Source organism: Burkholderia perseverans, assembly GCF_022870505.1.
In the GTDB taxonomy this organism is placed as follows: Bacteria; Pseudomonadota; Gammaproteobacteria; order Burkholderiales; family Burkholderiaceae; genus Burkholderia; species Burkholderia plantarii.
The window spans coordinates 324,142-339,423 of sequence record NZ_CP045093.1 but is presented as its reverse complement, the minus strand read 5'-3'; the positions used below and the strand labels follow the sequence as shown (position 1 = coordinate 339,423).

Below are 15,282 nucleotides of genomic sequence, written 5' to 3'. Positions count from 1 at the left end.
TCACCCTTACCCCAGATACCCGCTGCGCCGCTCGTGGACGGCGAACATCGCGTCGACGTGGCTGCCCGAAATCTGCCGCGCCACGGCCTCGAGGTTGCCCGAATCGGGCTTGCCGATCAGCGCGTAGGACAGTTCGTTCTGCCGCCACGACACCACGGTCATGCCGTGCATCTCGCGTTGCGCGATCGACTGGTCGGGGCGCGCGTCCTTCATCACGCAGAGCGCGACGGGCGTGCCGTGTTCGGGCAGGTAGACGATCTGCACGAGCGGCTTGCCGTCGTAGCGCAGCCGATCGACGGCCTTGAACGTGAAACCGGCCATGCGCAGGTCCGGCACGCGCAGGCGGATGCCGTCGTCGCTGCGGATCGCGCCGACGATCGCCGAGGACACCGCAGGATCGGGCTGGAGGTTTGCGACCGTGTCGCGCGTGTAGAGTTGCTGATAATCGGCGGCCACGCTGATCCATGGCTTCTTCGCGCCGGCCGAGGCGAGCGTCGCGCCGCCGCCGGCCAGGCCTGACCCGAAGCCGCCGGCCGCGAACTGCTGGACCAGGCCCGCGCAGAACGCGCCGGCCACGAACGCTGCGGCGAGCCACAGCGCCGGCCGCGCGACCCGCCGCACCGGCAGCGCATGCACGTTGGCGGCCGCCGGCGATGCGGCTTCGCGCTCGGGTGTGCCCATGCTCGCGCCCGCCGCCGGCTCGCCGGCCGCCCGCGCCTGGGCGGCGCTCGCCATCGTCTCGATCCGCAGGCGCAACGCATCGGGCAGCTCGGGCAGCCGCTGCGCCGCGAACGCGTCGCGATACGGCAGACGCGAGGCACGCAGGCGCTCCACGCTCTGCCGCAACTCGGACGACTCGGCCAGCGCCTGCTCGACGCGCGCCGCGTCGGCGGCGTCGAGCTCGCCGTCGGCATAGGCGATCAGTGTGCTGTCGTCGGGTTTCATCAGGTCGATGGACTCACGAAAGGCGAAAGAGTAGCCGCGATGTGAACCGGTTGTTATCGGTATCGGCACTACCGAATCGCCGACCGAATTCGTCGTTCGTTAGCAAAGCCCTATGATAACCATAGTTCCGCTTTATGAGCAGATACAACATAAAGTGGAACAGTTTTCCGGCGCCATAGGTCGGGATGCGTCCCGCGCCGGGCAATCCTCTGCATAACCGATCAATTCGGCGCGCGCCCGGCCGCTCAATGCGCGTGCCGCCGTACCGCCGCTTCCTCCTGCATGCGGCGATCGAACGAGACGCGATACGCCGACGAGCGCGCGGCCAGCAGCGGGTCCCGGGACGGCGCGATGCCGTCGGGCAGGATGGTCGGATCGAACACGATATCGCGGCACGGTCCGTCGATCTGTGCCTGCGCGTGCTCGATCACCACCACCCCGGTGTCGATCCGCAGGCGGCGCGGCGAGCGTGCCCATTGCCGCGTGGAATCGTCGATCGGATCGCCCGGCATCGCGACCTCGACCACCAGATGCCAGCGCAGCGGGCCGTCGGCAAGCCGCATCATCAGGTCATAGGACAGGAAATCGGGATCGCGCTGCCCGCTCAAGTCGATCGGCCGGTACGGCGCATCGGGCACCGCCGCCCAGCGCACGAAGCGCCGCACGCCATGCTCGTCGGTGGTGCGGAACGTGCTGATGCCGTAGTACGACGCGTTGTCGTAGCGCGACGAGGACGGATGCGCCGCCACGTAATCGCGAAACGCGCGCGCCTCCGGATGACGCTCGAGGAACGCGTGCATCTTCGCGGGATCGGCCCGGCCGGTGCGCGGGTCGCGCGCGTCGGCGGCCAGTTGCTCGTAGAGCGCCTGCGGCGTGCGCACCGCGAAGATCGGCACCGAATTCATCGCGAGGCGCCAGTCCGCATCGTGCGGCAGCGCGATGCGCAGCGCGAAGCTGCGCACCATGCCGGCGTCGTCGGCCTCGCCGGGATCGCTGCCGGGCATCGAGAGCCGCCCGACCAGCGGATAGCGGCCGCGCACGAACACGCTCGCGCGCGACAGCAATGCGCCGCTGCCGCTGCTGTCGAAATGGCCGGTCACGCAGATGCCCTTGGCGTGGTTGCGGCGGAAGCCGGGATGCGCGGTGGTGGTGGCCTCGAACGCGTCGACGAGGCGCGGCGCGGTGAGTCGCGACGACAGCCAGCCGCCGCACCAGACGAACCACGCGACGAGCGTGGCCGGCGCGCCGAGCACGATGGCCCAGCGCCAGGCGAGCGAACGCCTGCTCGGGCGTGGCGCCGTGGCTGGAGAGCGCTCCGGCGGCCCGGGTGGATTATCGGTGGTCATCGACGGTGGCCGCCGCGCGATTCGCTCGGCGGCAGTGCCGGGTGCGGTGCCGAAGAATGGGACGAAGCAGCCAGCGAGCGCTCCGGCGCACGGCGCAGACGGTCGGGCGGGTTATCGGTTGTCATCGACGGCGGCCGGAGCCGGGTCCATGCAGCGGCGGCATGCCGTATCGGCCGGTCAGCGCCGTGGCCATCGTCCCGCCGCCCCGCATTGCGCGACCGGTCAGGCCCGACGGCCATGCCCGCCGGTGGGGTCGGTGGTGTCGGCCGCGCCGATCGTGGTCGGCACCTGGCCGTTGTAGAGCTGCTTGCCGAGCGCATCGAGATCGATGTCGCCGGGCGCGCCGATCAGCGCGTAGCCGAGTTGCCCGCGCCGCCACGCCACCACCGACATGCCGTCGACGCGATGGCCGGCCGGCGCCGCGTCGGCCTTCGCTTCCTTCAGCACGCACAGCGCGACCGGCTTGCCCTTCTCGGGCAGGTAGACGATCTGCACCAGCGGCTTGTCGTGGAAGCGCAGCCGCTGCACGCGCTTGAACGTGAGCCCCTGGCTGCGCAGGTCGGGAATCTGCAGCGCGAGATCGTCGACCTGATGGATGTCGGCCACGGTGGTGGCCGTCGCGCCCATGTCGGGCTGCAGCGCGGCGATGGTGTCGCGCGAATAGAGCTGCTGGTAGCCGGCCGCAGCCTTGATCCACGGCGTCATGCCGGCATCGTTCGAGGCGGCCAGAAAGCCGCCGCCCGACAGCCGCGGCGCGAACTGCAGCGCGAGCCCGCAGCAGAACGCGCCGGCCACGAACGCCACGGCCAGCTTCGGCCACGACACGGCCGGCAGCAGCCGGCGCGCGCGCGGCCGGAGCCGATGCACGTTGTCGCCGAGGGATGCATCGGACTGCGCATCGGGCGCTTCGGATTCCTCTTCGTCGGGCATGGCCTGCAGCGGCATGCCGGCGCGATGGCGGCGGATCAGCTCGTCGACGCTGCGCGCGAGCGATTCGGGCACGGGCGGCAGCGCCTGCTGCGCGAACGCCTCGCCATACGGCAGCTGCGAGGCGCGCAGCAGCGTCACGCGCGAGGCGAGTTCTTGCGAGGTGCCGATCGCGGTCTCGATCCGCGCACGGTCCTCGGGCGGCAGTTCGCCGTCCACATAGGCCAACAGGCTGGCGTCGTCGATCGTCATCGCGCGGCTCGCTGGGTGGAGGCGTCGCGCGCGGTGCCCGCGTCGCGCTGGCCGAACTGCGCGCCGATGGTCTGGCGCGCGCGCGAGAGCCGGCTCATCACGGTGCCGATCGGCACCTCGAGCACCTCGGCCGCCTCGGCGTAGCTGAGCCCTTCGACGGCCACCAGCAGCATCACGATGCGCTGCGCCTCGGGCAGGCGCTCGACGGCGGCGATCACCTCGCCGTTCATCACGGTTTCCTCGGGATTGCGCGCGCCCGGATCGGGCACGGTTTCGAGGAAGTTGTCGTCCCAGTCCATGCTCGAACGGCTGCGCACGTTGCGCGCGCGCAGTTCGTTGATCCAGGTGGAATGGACGATCGAGAACATCCAGCTCAGCGGCGAGGTGCCGGGCCGCAATTGATGGGCACGTTCGAGGCCTCGCACGCAGGCGCGCTGCAGCACGTCCTCGGCGTCGTGCTGGTTCCCGCACAGGCGCAGGGAGAACGCCCAGAGCCGTGGCAGCATGCCCGGCAGCAGATTGGGCAGACTCTCGACATCCGCTGTTGACATGGTTGACTGGCTGAAAGCAGGATCGCCGGCTGGCACACCGGGGAAAACTGGCCGTTGCCGGCAGGTTGAACGAGCTCGCGGATTGTACAACGTCCGAAAAACGTTTGCTGCCGCAAAAACGAAACGGCGAACGCCGCCAACATAGGCAGTTTTCGCACCGCCCGCAAGCGCCGATACGTTGCGTAACACCTGGCGCCCCGGCTTACCTGACGCGGCTGTCAGGGAACCCGGCGAGGCGCCGCGCACGGGTGCGCACGCCGATGGGTCGCGTGCGCTGTTTATGGCTACCTAAACGATTCGGCGTCAGCGCCGGCGAGCGGCTGCGGAGGCAGGCGGGCGGCGCTTCGCGCCGGGTCTCGCTTCGCGTGGCGGAACGCGTGTTCGCGCGCGGTTCGCGAGCATGCAGCGCGAACGCCCTGCCGCGTCACACGGCATCGCGGAATATTTTCGCCGCGCCGGGCGTTCTCCAGGGTGTCCCGCCCGATCGCTCCACGCACCCGCCAACATGCTGCCATCCGACCCGACCCTGCTGCTCGCCCCGATCGACGACACCGCGCCGACCGGCCCGAACCTCGAATACGACGCCGCCTTCACCGAACTCGAGCGCCTCGCGATGCCGACGCCCGAGCGCGCGATGGGCGACAGCCTGAAGGCCGCGCAGGAACCCGACTGGGACAAGGTGGCGGCCGCCGCCGAGGCGCTGTTCGCGCGTACCAAGGACCTGCGCGTGGCGGTCTACCTGACGGCGGCCTACACGCGCCGGCTGGGGCTGGCCGGCTGGGCCGCGGGCCTCGGCCTCGCGCGCGGCCTGCTCGAACGCTATTGGGACGAAGTCCATCCGCGGCTCGACGCCGACGACGACAACGATCCGACCGCGCGCGCCAATGCGCTGATGCCGCTCGGCGATCCGCAAAGCGTGCTCGGCTACTTCCGGCTGGTGCCGTTCGTGCAATCGCCGCGCCTGGGCCGCTTCTCGCTGCGCGACCTGCGCGTGGCGACCGGCGCGATCCAGGCCGCGCCGTCGGCCGACGGCGCGCCGCCGCCCACCCTCGTCGATCTCGACGCCTGCTGCCTCGACTGCGCCGAGCCGCAGTTGCCCGACGCCGCCGCGCAGCTGGCCGACGCGCAGACGCACGCGCAGGCGCTGGCCGCGCTGCTGCGCGAGCGGCTCGGCACGTCGAGCCCCGACTTCGTGCATTTGCTGGCCGATCTGGCCGAGCTGCGGAGATTCGTGGACGCGCAGGTGGTGCGGCGCTTTCCGGAGCGGGCGGCGGCAATGGCGGCCGATGAGGCCGGCGCCGCCGCCGATTCGCAAATCACGACAGCGGCCGACGTCGCCCCGCCACCGGCGCGCGGCAGGATCGCCGGCCACGACGACGTGATTCGCCGCCTCGACGAAATCTGCGAGTACTACCAACGAGTCGAGCCGTCCAGCCCGCTGCCGATCCTGCTCAGGCGCGCGCGGCGGCTGGTCGGCAAGAGCTTCGTGGAGGTGCTGAAGGACATCGCGCCGGGCGGTCTGTCGGAGTTGCAGACGCTGTCCGGGGCGGATGCCGACTGACGCCGATCGACGCCGATCGCGGCCGGCCGGGAGGAATCGCGGCCGGCTTCCTGGAAGCGCTGAAGAACATCGCATCGGGCGGCCTGTCGGAATTGCAGGCACTGTCCCGACCTGACACGGACTGACATCGATCGAAGCCGGCCGAGGAAATCGCGTTCGGCTCAACTCATCATCATGAACCAGCAGACGGCGGCGGCCCCCGCCGCCATGCCGAGCACTATGCAAAGGCAGGTCATCAGGCGGCCGCTCCCGCCGCCTCCGTCGTCTCGCAGGATCCGCGCTGCCTGCCAACCGCCCGCGCCATCATCGCTGCGCCGTCGCCCGGTCCCGGCCCCGTCCAGACCACGCCGCACCGTATCGCGCTCCGTCACGCCCGACGTATCGCCGAGCGCTTCGAGCAGCGCGCGGCGGCGCTGCCGGTAGGCATCGCGATCGAGCCGGCCCGATCGATGCATCTCGTCAAGCCCACGCAATGCGTCGTTGGCCTGCTGCTCGCGTAGGCTCATTGCCGTTCCCTCATCGTCGACCGCGCGCGGCGGCCTGTCGTTGGTTCGTGCGTATCGGTTCATGCCTTGCCGGATCGCGCCGCTCATCCGCCGCTGCCCACCACGCGCGGCTCGCCGCCGTCGGTGCCGTCGCCACCGTCCGCGCCGCTGCCCGCATCGGCACCGGACGCGCCGCCGGCCGTCGCGCGCAACTGGTCGAGCACGGCGCCGAGGCCGCCCGTCGGCAGCGGCGTGCTCGCGCCGAGATCGCGTTCGAGCTGCTGCATGCCGGCCGGATCGGCGGACTGCGCGACCGCGTAGCGCGCGTGCAGGTCCTGGAGGTCGGGGTCGGCGATCGGCTTGCCGCGCGCCGCCAGGATCGCCGCCGCCACGAGGTAGCGCTGCGCGGCGGCGCCGAGACGCGCATCGCCAGGCACCGCGTCGGCGCCCTGCGAGACGAGGCTCGCCGCCTCGGCCAGCTTGCCGCGTCGCGCCAGCGCGCGCGCGTTGGCGAGGTAGGCGGTGGCCACGAACTGCGGCCCCGCGCCGGTCAGCACCGCGCTGCCGGGCTGCAACGCGCGCAGCCGGTTCAGCGCCGCGAGCGCGCGCGGCCCGTCGCCGGCCGAGGCGGCCAGACGCAGCGCCTCGACCTGCGCGGTGGGATCGTCGCTCGCGATCTGCTGGTCGATCCGCTGCTGCTGCAACAGCATCAGCATCCGGTCGCGCTGCTCGGCGAGCCCGGGCGAATGCGGCGCGTAGCGCAAGCCGACCTCCACCAGATCGAGGTACTGATGCGCGAGCCCCGGATCGCCGACCTGCGCGGCCGCCGCGACGATGCCGTCGGCCAGCGTCTCGACGGCCTTGCCGGTCTCGGGCGCATCGTCGCCCTGCAGCGCGGCCATCGCGCCCGCCACACCGTCGAGCCAGGGCTTGCTGGTGGACGGACTGGCGGCCAGTTCGGTCAGCGCGCGGCGCGCGTCGTCGGCGCTCATCGCGCTGGCCGGCCGGGCGGGCCGCGCGGCGGCCGAGGCGATCTCGGCCGCGAGCTGGTCGCGGCGCCGCCGCAGCCGCGCCGAATCGGGGAACAGCTGCAGGCCGAGCGCGATCCGCGCGCGTGCCTCGTCGTACTTGCCGAGATCGATCGACTGGCCGATCGCCGCGTCGTACTTCAGTTCAAGCCGCGTGCCGCGCAGCAGCGCGCTGCCGGGATCGAGCAGGCGGATCCGCTGCAGGACGTCGGCCGCGCTGCCGGGCACGTCCTCGAACAGCGCGTCGCGATCGACCGCTTCGTCGAGCGCGCCGCCGAGCCTCGCGAGCATGTCGGTGCGCTCGTCCTCGATCTGCTTGCGGCGCGCGTCGAACTCCGGCGAAAACAGCTTGAGCCGCTCGCGCATCGCGAACACGCGCTGCACGGCCGCGTAGTCGAAACGGCCGAGCGGCGGGCTCCAGTACGCGTCGAGCCGCTGCGCGAGGAAATGCAGGATCACGTCGCTGCGCGCCAGCACCAGCCGTTCGCGCGCGTCGCTGCCGAGCGCGTCGAGCGCGGCCTGTGCCTGGGCCTCATTCGCGTAGCGATGCGCGTCGCCGTCGGCGAAGCGCGCGATGGTGAGATCGAGTTCGCGCTGGCGGTGGTGGCCGTGCAGCGCGAAGCCGCCGGCCACCACCACGGCCGCGGCCAACAGGCCGGCGAAATACGGCGCGAGCCGCTCGCCGCGGCGGCGCGGGCGCAGCCCCTCGACGAGCGCGCCGATGGTCTGCAGCCGATGCTCGCCGCGAAACGCCACCGCCTCGCAGAGCGCGCGGTACTGGCGGCGCGGCAGCCCCGGCACGGCCGGCGGCAGCGCGCCGCTCGCCAGCGCCACCTCGGCGCTGTGGCGCTCGAACGGATGATGGCCGGTCAGCAGCTCGAAGATCACGCAGCCGAGCGCGTAGACGTCGTCGCGCACCGCCGGGTCGGCACCCTGGATCATCTCCAGGCTCGCGTAGGCCGGCGTCAGCGCGCCGAGCGTGCCGGCGTCGAACACGGTCTGCTCGCCGGCCGCGCCGACGCGCGCGTTGCCGGCCCGCGCAATGCCGAAGTCGAACACCTTCGGCACGCCGTCGCGCGTGACCATCACGTTGCCGGGCTTGAAGTCGGAATGCACGATGCCGCTCGCGTGCGCGCGCTGCAACGCGCGCGCCATCCCGTCGATGAGCGGCCACGCCTCGCGCAGCGGCATCCCCGACGGACGCCCGCGGATCAGCGTGCGCAGGTCGATGCCGTCGATGTACTCCATCGTCATGAAGACGATCGTGCCGTCCTTGTCGAAATCGTAGACATGGACGATGTGGTCGTCGGCCAGCTTCTGCGCGCGCCGCGCCTCGCGCTGCAACGCGATCAGCGAATCGGGGTGGCGCCGGAACTCGTCGTTGAGCACCTTCACGGCCAGGTACGGATCGCGGTCGCGCGCCTCCACCTTGCGCTCGTCGCGCGCGAGGTAGACCACGCCCATGCCGCCGCGCCCCAGCTCGCGTTCGAGCAGGAAGCGGCCCTTCAGCAGCGTGCCGACCGTGGCGTGGTCGCCGCCCTGCGCACTGGCGATGCGCCGCCAGCTCTCGCGGCTCAGGCTGTCGGACTGCGTGCCGCCGCCACCGATGCGCGCGAGCGGGCGCGCCACCACGGTGGCGTCGTCGTCGCCGGGCGACGCGGTATGCGCGGCGGGCCGCGCCGTGGCGTCGTTCACGCCGGGCCGCGCGGCCTGCACGATCGTCAGATCGCCGTGGGTGGTCACCGCGCGCGCGGTGCGGTTCGTCGTGGCGGTGGCCGCGTTCGGCAGGCTGCCGTGAGCCGGTTGCGGGCCGCGCGAGGGACGGCGTGCGAGGCGGCTTGGGAGACGGCCGGCAAGGCGGTGCTCGACGCCGGCCAGGAGCCGCCGCCAGCGCAGGCGGCCCGCGTTCAGGAGTGCGTGGGGATCGTTCATCGGGAAGCGCTCAGGGAGCCTCGAGCCGCACGATCACGGCCGAGAGGTTGTCGCGCGCGCGACGCGCGAGCGACAGTTCGAACAGGTGGTCCACCAGCTGCCGGGGTTCGGCCGGCTGCCGCCGGAACGCGTCGGCCAGCTCGGCATCGCTCAGTTCCTTGTTGATGCCGTCCGAGCAGAGCAGGAACTGCACGCCGGGGCGGCTGCCGGCCACGGCCCAGTCGAGGAACAGCGCGTCCTCCACGCCCACCGCGCGCGTCAGCACGCCCGCGCCGGCAGCCGGCGGCGGCGCGCCGTTGAAGCCGTAGTGCGTGACGTCGACGGGCTGGCCGTGGACGTGGTCGCGCGTGAGCTGCGCGAGGCGGCCTTCCTCGTGGACGTAGACGCGGCTGTCGCCGACCCAGCCGCACAGCACGAAGGCCGGATCGTGGATCACCAGCGCCACGGTCGAGCCGATCACGTCCACCTGCCGCGCGCGCGCGGCGTCGCGCAGCTCGGCGTTCACCTGCTGCAGGCATTCCTCGACCGCGACGGCGAACGCGTAGACGTCGCCGTCGCGCGTCAGCGCGCCGAGCCGCTCGACGATCAGCGCGCTCGCGACATCGCCGGCCGCGTGGCCGCCGAGCCCGTCGGCCACGGCCCACAGGCCGAGGTCGTCGCGCACCAGGATCGCGTCTTCGTTGCGACGGCGCACCTTGCCCGTCTCGGTGTGGCCGGCGGAGCGGCAGCGCGTGTTCATGCATGGACTCCGAGGACCGCGAGCGGCCAATGGGCGGACGGCGCGGCGAGGCCGGCGTGCAGCGCGAGGTGAGCGCGGGCGTCGTCGCAGGTGGGCAGCGCGAGCGCGTCGGCGAGGCATTCGCGCGGCAGGCGCAGCAGCGCGCGCGTGGCGAGCAGCAGCAGGCGGTCGCCGGCTTCGAGGTGGAGCGTGGCCGCGTCGCGGTCGGGCTCGCCGGTCGTGCCGATGCCGGGCATCGCGAGCCACGCGTCGCCGAACAGCAGGTCGTCGAACTCGCCGCCGGCGCCGGCCGCGCGCTCGACGAACGGTGCCTGCAGCACGCCGCGCCGCCAGTGCCAGACGGCGGCCGCGCCGAAGCGCAGGAGGTGGACGGAAGCGCCGCTGAAACGGGCGACGAGGGCCGCGCCGTTTTCGGGCGGCGAGGTATCGCGGGCGGTGGCGCGCAGTTGGGCGTGCAGTGCGAGCAGCGCGCCGGGCAGGCTCGCGGGATCGGCCGCGTGCGCGGCGGCGGTCGCGCGGATCGCTCGCGCGGCGGTGCGGGGGGTGGTCGGGGTGGATGCGTCGTCGTCGGCGCTCAGTACCAGCGTGCGGCCGTGGTCGAGCCACAGCGCGCAGGCCGATTCGTCGTTGACGGCCGAGGCGTGTGGATCGGCAGGCGCTGGCATCGCGGTCGAATGCGGGGCATGGTCGCGATCGGCGGGCACGCCGCCGTCGCCGGCATCCGTCACCGTGCCGTCGATGCCCGCCTCGTCGTCGAGCCAATCGGCATGAATCGTGGCCGCTGCGGTATCGGTCGGGGCCGGCTTCGACGCATGCCGGGCGAGATCGGCGAGAAGGTCGCCGTTCGCAACCGCCTTCGCCGTGCCGCCGGCGTTCGCCTCGCCATCGAGCCAATCGGCGCGAATCGTGGCCGCTGCGGCATCGACCGGGGCCGAGGCATGCGAATCGACGCTCGCGGGCCGATCGCAGTTTGCAACCTCGTTCGCCATACCGTCAGCGCCTGCCTCGTCGCCGAGCCAATCCGCGCGAATCGTGGCCGCGATGGCATCGACCAGGGCCGACAAATGCGAATCGACATTCGTGAGCCGACCGTCACTCGCGATCTCCTTCGCCGTGCCGTCAGTGCTCGCTTCGTCGCTGAGCCAATCCGCGCGATTCCTCGCCGCTTGAACCTCGACCGAAGCCCTCGTACGCGAATCCACACCGGCGAACAGGTCGGCAAGATCATCATCGTGAGCGGTGCCACCCGGCCCCACCGGCTCCAGCAACGCCGCATGGCTGCGCGGCAGCCCGCGCGTCGCGAGCAGGCGCGTGGCACCCGCCGTCCACCACAGGCACCACGGCCCGGGCCGCAGGCAAAGCTGCCGCCACGCCTCGACCAGCATCACGCCGGCGGCCGCCGCGCCCGGCATGTCGAGCCGCCATTGCCCTGCATCCCACGGCAGCACGCGCCAGCGCGCCGACAGGTCCGCCCCGCCCGCCAGCGGCGGCGGCAGCACGGCCACGCGCGCGTCGAACGTCTCGACGCTGGCCGCGTCGGCCTGCGCGCTGCGATAGACGCGTTCGAGCGCGTCGAACCAGGCCGCGTTGCCGAGAATCCGCGCGACGTCGCCGGTGCAGGGCGCGGCGAGCACCATCGGGAACGCGCGGCCGAGCCGGTCGAGCGCCGGCCCCGCCAGCCCGCACCAGGCGCCGCTGCCGCATACCTGCGGCGGCAGCACGAAACGCCAGGCCGGCCCGTCGCGCCACGCAGCCGCCCAGCGTTCGCCCAGCTCGCGCCGGCCGGTCTCCATCGCGCGCTGGAAATGGCGATCCCAGCCCTCGATGAAATCAACCGGCAGCCGCCGCTTCACGAAATCGCCGGCGCCCGGCAGCTTGCCGTAGAAACCCACGCCGCCGCTCATCGCGGGCACCTGAAGCGTCGCACGGCGTCGTCGGCGAACGGATTGCGCAGGCTGGCCGGCTGGATCGGCAGCTTCACCTCGTGGCCGCCGAAAACGAAGCTCGCCACGAAACGCAACTCGCCCTGCTTCTGCAGCCGCCCCGCGTCGAGCGCATGGAACAGCGCCCAATCGCCATCGAACTTGTACGGCGTGCCGAGCGGATGATTCGAACCGTCGAACGCGCTGATCACCACGTGCCCCGGCTGCGGCCCGGGCCACGTCATCGCGCTCGACGCGGCGCTCGCGCCGTTCGCGGCGCTCGCGCCGTTCGCGGCGAACTCGTACTTCTGCCCGTCCACTTCCACCACCACGCGCGCGACCGCCGTGTCGAACTGCGGCGCGAGCAGCGTGAAGCCGACGCGCGGCTGCGCGCCGCTGCCGAAATAGTCCTGCCGGATCTGGTCGGCGAGTTGCGCGCCGGCCAGCACGCCGGCCGGCCCGGGCGGCAGGCCCGGCTTCCAGCGCCAGCTGCTCGCGCCGGTATCGACGCGCGCGGCCAGCGTGCTCTTGAAGAAGCCGTCGAAGCGCCCGCCGCCGCCGAACAGCTCGGCGAAGTTCTGCAGCGGGATGTCCGACGCGCCACCGGCCGCGAACGGATAGCGGCCATCGACGAAGTTCGCGCAGTCGTTGCCGGCCGCCGCGCGGAACTGCTCGGCCAGCGCGGCGCTGCCGCCGCTGGCCACCAGGTCGGCGCTCTTGCCGGTCAGGCCCGAGATCAGCCCCGCCACCTGCGGCGGCAGCTGCTGGGCCTCCTGCCGCGCCGACAGCAGCGCGGGATTGTTCTGCGCGGCGGGATCGCTCAGGTCGTTCATCGTCAGGAGCGTCCTGCCGAGCTGGTCGAGCACGCCGATCGTGTGATCGAGCGGCGTGGCGCCGGGCGTGCCGACGCTCAGCGCGTCGATCGACGCGAAGTGCTGCTCGATCGCGGCGCCGGGCGCGGTGCCCCCCGATGCGTTCGCGTTGCGGCCGGCCAGCGTCACGCCGTAGGGCAGCGGAGCGCCGGCGGTGCGCAGTTCGCCGGCCAGCTTCGTGTTCAGCGCGCGGCGCGCGGCCAGGTTCTCGCCGACGGCTTTCGCCTGCTGCGCGGCCTGATCGGCATCGGGTACAACGCCCGATGCGGCACCCGATGCCGTCGCGCCGTCCTGGCCGCGCAGCAGGTCGCTGGTGTTGTCGCGCACGAGGTTCAGCAGCGCCTTGAGCGGCGAACTCGGCCCGGACAGCTTGGCGGCCACCGTGCTCGCGTCGCGCAGGTTCGCCACTGGTTGCAGTTGCAGGTCGGCCAGCAGCGCGTCCCAGTTGCGGATGTAGTCCTGCTCGTAGAGCGTCAGCACCTGCTGCGCGTAGCGCGAGCGCGCGAGCGGATCGACGCGGCCGGTGTCGAACACCCAGTAGTCCCGGACGAAGCCGTCCACCGCGCGGTCGAGGCCGCCCGTGGCCTCGTAGGCGAAAACCGGCCGCGTAAACAGCACCGGCAGCGGCTGCGCGAGCGGCGTGCCGCTGCGGCGGCGGAACACGTCGCCGAGCAGCCCGAGCGCCGAGTCGAGGCGCAGCGGCGAGACGCCCGAGCGATCGGCGTCGAGCTTCACGCTGCCGTAGATCAGCGTGGCGAGATCGGCCGTCTTCAGCGTGGCGCGCGCCTGGTCGATCAGCGCGCTGTCGAGCGTGAGCGCGCGCGGCGCGGGCGCATCGTGCAGGCGCGCCGAGAAGTGCCGGTCGAGCGCGGCGCGGATCGCCGGATCGTCGGGGAACAGGCGCTGCCATTCGAGCCGCGCCAGCGCGGCCAGCTCGCTCGCGTCCAGATGCTGCGGCTGGCCCAGCATCAGATAGCCCTTCAGGTAGTCGTAGAGCGCCTGCGGATCGTTCGCGCTGGCGCCGAGCCCGTCGCGGAACCGCACGCCCACGCCGGGCAGCAGCGTGCCGTCGAGTTCGCGCAGATAGGCGTCGTGCGCCTGTGCCGTCAGCGCGCGACCCTGGAACAGGCCGAAGCGCATCGGCAGCGGCACGTGATCGCGATAGCGGCCGGCCGAGTCGAGTGTGCCGGCGATCACCTCGAGCCGCGCCAGCGCGCGCGCGAAATACGTGCGGATGTCGGGGACGTTGGCGAGCGTCTCGGCGCCGGGCAGATCCTTCAGCGTGGCCTGCACCTCGGCCACGTAGGCGCGGTTGCGCGCGTAGCTGGTGGCGAAACCGGCCACCATCAGTACCGTGAACAGCGCGATGCCCGCATAGGCGCCGATCTGCAGCAACAGCTTGCGCCGTTCGAGGCGCGGGTCGGTACCGGCCAGCCCCGATTCGCGGAACAGCACGTCCTTGAGCAGCCGCTCGACGAAGTAGGTGCGCCGCTGCGTGTTGCCCGGCTGCACGCGCGCCGCGTCCACGCCGAAGGTGCGCGCCACGGCGCTCAGCATCCGGTCGATCGGCGCGCCCTCCTGGGTGCCCGAGGTCAGGTAGGCACCGCGCAGCAGCGGCGGCGTGCCGTATTCGTTGCGCGCGAACGTGCCTTCCACGAACTGCCGCGCGATCTCGCGGAACGCGCCGAGCTGCTGCGGGAAGCCCAGCACCGCGGCGCGCCGGCCGCGATCGCGCTCGGCGTGCAGCCGCTCGATCAGGCGCGTGCCGAGCCGCTCCAGCAGCAGGTCGTACTCGCCGGCGAAGCGGCCGCAGGCGCTGCCGTCGAGGCTGGCCGCGAGCGGGAACGTGGTGCCCCACACCTGCGCGCGCAGCTCGGGGCCGAGATCGTCGAAGAACTCGCCGAAGCCGGCCACCAGATCGCACTTCGTGAACATCAGGTAGACCGGCACGGCCACCTTCAGGTGTTGCGTCAGCTCGTCGAGGCGCCGCCGCACGGCGCGGATGTGCTGCTGGCGCTGCGCGTCGTCGAAGCCGAGCAGGTCCGAGACGCTGATCGTCACGATCACGCCGTTCAGCGGCCGGCGCCGGCGGTAGCGGCGCAGCAGCGCGAGGAACGCCTGCCACGCCGACGCATCGGCCGCCGCGTCGGAATCCTGGGTGGTGTAGCGGCCGGCCGTGTCGAGGAACACGGCCTCGTCGGTGAACCACCAGTCGCAATCGCGCGTGCCGCCGATGCCGCGCAGCGCCTGGCTGCCGAAGCGCTCGGACAGCGGGAAGTCGAGCCCCGAGTTCTGCAGCAGCGTGCTCTTGCCCGAGCCGGGCGGCCCGATCACCACGTACCACGGCAGCGCGTAGAGGTTGCGGCCGTTGCGGCGCGTGCGACGCAGCGTGTCGATGGCCTCGCGAAAGCGCTGCTGCAGCTGCGCGCGTTCGGCGTCGCCGGGCTCGCCGGCCGCGAGCCGCGCCTCCTGCCCGGCCAGCTCGCCGGACAGCCGCGCCGTCTTGCGCCGCGCGCGCCATTGCAGCAATTGCTCGACCGCCAGCCACGCCAGCACGATCGCGAGGATCAGCGCGAGCCGCGCGGCGGCGCCGGCGAGCGGCTGGTGATCGCCGATGCCGAGGTAGGGGCCGCCGAGCCAGATCAGCACGGCGATCAGCGCGAGGCCGAGCGCCACCGCGAACCACCGGGAGCGCGCCCAGGTCTTCAGGCTGTTCATGGGT

10 protein-coding genes are annotated in these 15,282 nt (G+C 72.5%); 1 reads left to right on the top strand and 9 read right to left on the bottom strand.

Annotated features, from left to right (window positions below):
* Window positions 1–6: 6 nt before the first annotated feature.
* The 4 genes from BpN12_RS01460 to BpN12_RS01445 all read right to left on the bottom strand — a co-directional run bounded on the left by BpN12_RS01460 (window position 7) and on the right by BpN12_RS01445 (window position 4,021).
* The gene (locus BpN12_RS01460; protein ID WP_246793515.1) at window positions 7–945 is read right to left on the bottom strand and encodes an anti-sigma factor; all 939 of its coding nucleotides are present in this window, start codon (window positions 943–945) and stop codon (window positions 7–9) included.
* A 245-nt stretch (window positions 946–1,190) separates the two neighbouring features.
* Window positions 1,191–2,291, bottom strand: a complete 1,101-nt coding sequence (locus BpN12_RS01455) for a catalase family peroxidase (protein WP_246793514.1) — start codon at window positions 2,289–2,291, stop codon at window positions 1,191–1,193.
* A gap of 222 nt (window positions 2,292–2,513) precedes the next feature.
* Entirely contained in the window at window positions 2,514–3,470 is a 957-nt protein-coding gene (locus BpN12_RS01450) for an anti-sigma factor family protein (protein ID WP_246793513.1), read from the bottom strand.
* The gene (locus tag BpN12_RS01445; RefSeq protein ID WP_246793512.1) at window positions 3,467–4,021 is read right to left on the bottom strand and encodes an RNA polymerase sigma factor; all 555 of its coding nucleotides are present in this window, start codon (window positions 4,019–4,021) and stop codon (window positions 3,467–3,469) included. Before BpN12_RS01445 ends, BpN12_RS01450 begins: the two co-directional genes overlap by 4 nt.
* Before the next feature lie 505 nt (window positions 4,022–4,526).
* Here BpN12_RS01445 and tssA point away from each other — a divergent pair.
* The gene (gene tssA, locus BpN12_RS01440) at window positions 4,527–5,582 is read left to right on the top strand and encodes a type VI secretion system protein TssA (RefSeq protein WP_246793511.1); all 1,056 of its coding nucleotides are present in this window, start codon (window positions 4,527–4,529) and stop codon (window positions 5,580–5,582) included.
* Window positions 5,583–5,743: 161 nt separating this feature from the next.
* Here tssA and BpN12_RS01435 read toward each other — a convergent pair whose 3' ends face one another.
* The 5 genes from BpN12_RS01435 to tssM are packed head-to-tail and all read right to left on the bottom strand — an operon-like array spanning window position 5,744 to window position 15,278.
* On the bottom strand, window positions 5,744–6,175 hold the full coding sequence (locus BpN12_RS01435) for a hypothetical protein (RefSeq protein WP_246793510.1): 432 nt from the start codon (window positions 6,173–6,175) through the stop codon (window positions 5,744–5,746).
* Window positions 6,172–9,027, bottom strand: coding sequence for a serine/threonine-protein kinase (locus tag BpN12_RS01430; RefSeq protein WP_246793509.1), 2,856 nt, complete (start codon window positions 9,025–9,027; stop codon window positions 6,172–6,174). The genes BpN12_RS01435 and BpN12_RS01430 overlap by 4 nt, the downstream gene beginning before the upstream one ends.
* Window positions 9,028–9,037: 10 nt before the next feature.
* A complete protein-coding gene (locus tag BpN12_RS01425; protein ID WP_246793508.1) occupies window positions 9,038–9,766 on the bottom strand; it encodes a PP2C family protein-serine/threonine phosphatase in 729 nt (242 codons plus the stop codon).
* Window positions 9,763–11,670: a type VI secretion system-associated protein TagF gene (gene tagF / locus BpN12_RS01420; protein ID WP_246793507.1), complete on the bottom strand. Its 1,908-nt coding sequence runs from the start codon at window positions 11,668–11,670 to the stop codon at window positions 9,763–9,765. Before tagF ends, BpN12_RS01425 begins: the two co-directional genes overlap by 4 nt.
* A complete protein-coding gene (tssM, locus tag BpN12_RS01415; RefSeq protein WP_246793506.1) occupies window positions 11,667–15,278 on the bottom strand; it encodes a type VI secretion system membrane subunit TssM in 3,612 nt (1,203 codons plus the stop codon). The genes tagF and tssM overlap by 4 nt, the downstream gene beginning before the upstream one ends.
* Window positions 15,279–15,282: the final 4 nt, after the last annotated feature.

What these genes read in the sequence shown, in the direction of transcription:
- BpN12_RS01460 (WP_246793515.1), bottom strand. Translation starts at nt 945, where the DNA reads ATGAAACCCGACGACAGCACACTGATCGCCTATGCCGACGGCGAGCTC.
- BpN12_RS01455 (WP_246793514.1), bottom strand. Translation starts at nt 2,291, where the DNA reads ATGACCACCGATAATCCACCCGGGCCGCCGGAGCGCTCTCCAGCCACG.
- BpN12_RS01450 (WP_246793513.1), bottom strand. Translation starts at nt 3,470, where the DNA reads ATGACGATCGACGACGCCAGCCTGTTGGCCTATGTGGACGGCGAACTG.
- BpN12_RS01445 (WP_246793512.1), bottom strand. Translation starts at nt 4,021, where the DNA reads ATGTCAACAGCGGATGTCGAGAGTCTGCCCAATCTGCTGCCGGGCATG.
- tssA (WP_246793511.1), top strand. Translation starts at nt 4,527, where the DNA reads ATGCTGCCATCCGACCCGACCCTGCTGCTCGCCCCGATCGACGACACC.
- BpN12_RS01435 (WP_246793510.1), bottom strand. Translation starts at nt 6,175, where the DNA reads ATGAGCGGCGCGATCCGGCAAGGCATGAACCGATACGCACGAACCAAC.
- BpN12_RS01430 (WP_246793509.1), bottom strand. Translation starts at nt 9,027, where the DNA reads ATGAACGATCCCCACGCACTCCTGAACGCGGGCCGCCTGCGCTGGCGG.
- BpN12_RS01425 (WP_246793508.1), bottom strand. Translation starts at nt 9,766, where the DNA reads ATGAACACGCGCTGCCGCTCCGCCGGCCACACCGAGACGGGCAAGGTG.
- tagF (WP_246793507.1), bottom strand. Translation starts at nt 11,670, where the DNA reads ATGAGCGGCGGCGTGGGTTTCTACGGCAAGCTGCCGGGCGCCGGCGAT.
- tssM (WP_246793506.1), bottom strand. Translation starts at nt 15,278, where the DNA reads ATGAACAGCCTGAAGACCTGGGCGCGCTCCCGGTGGTTCGCGGTGGCG.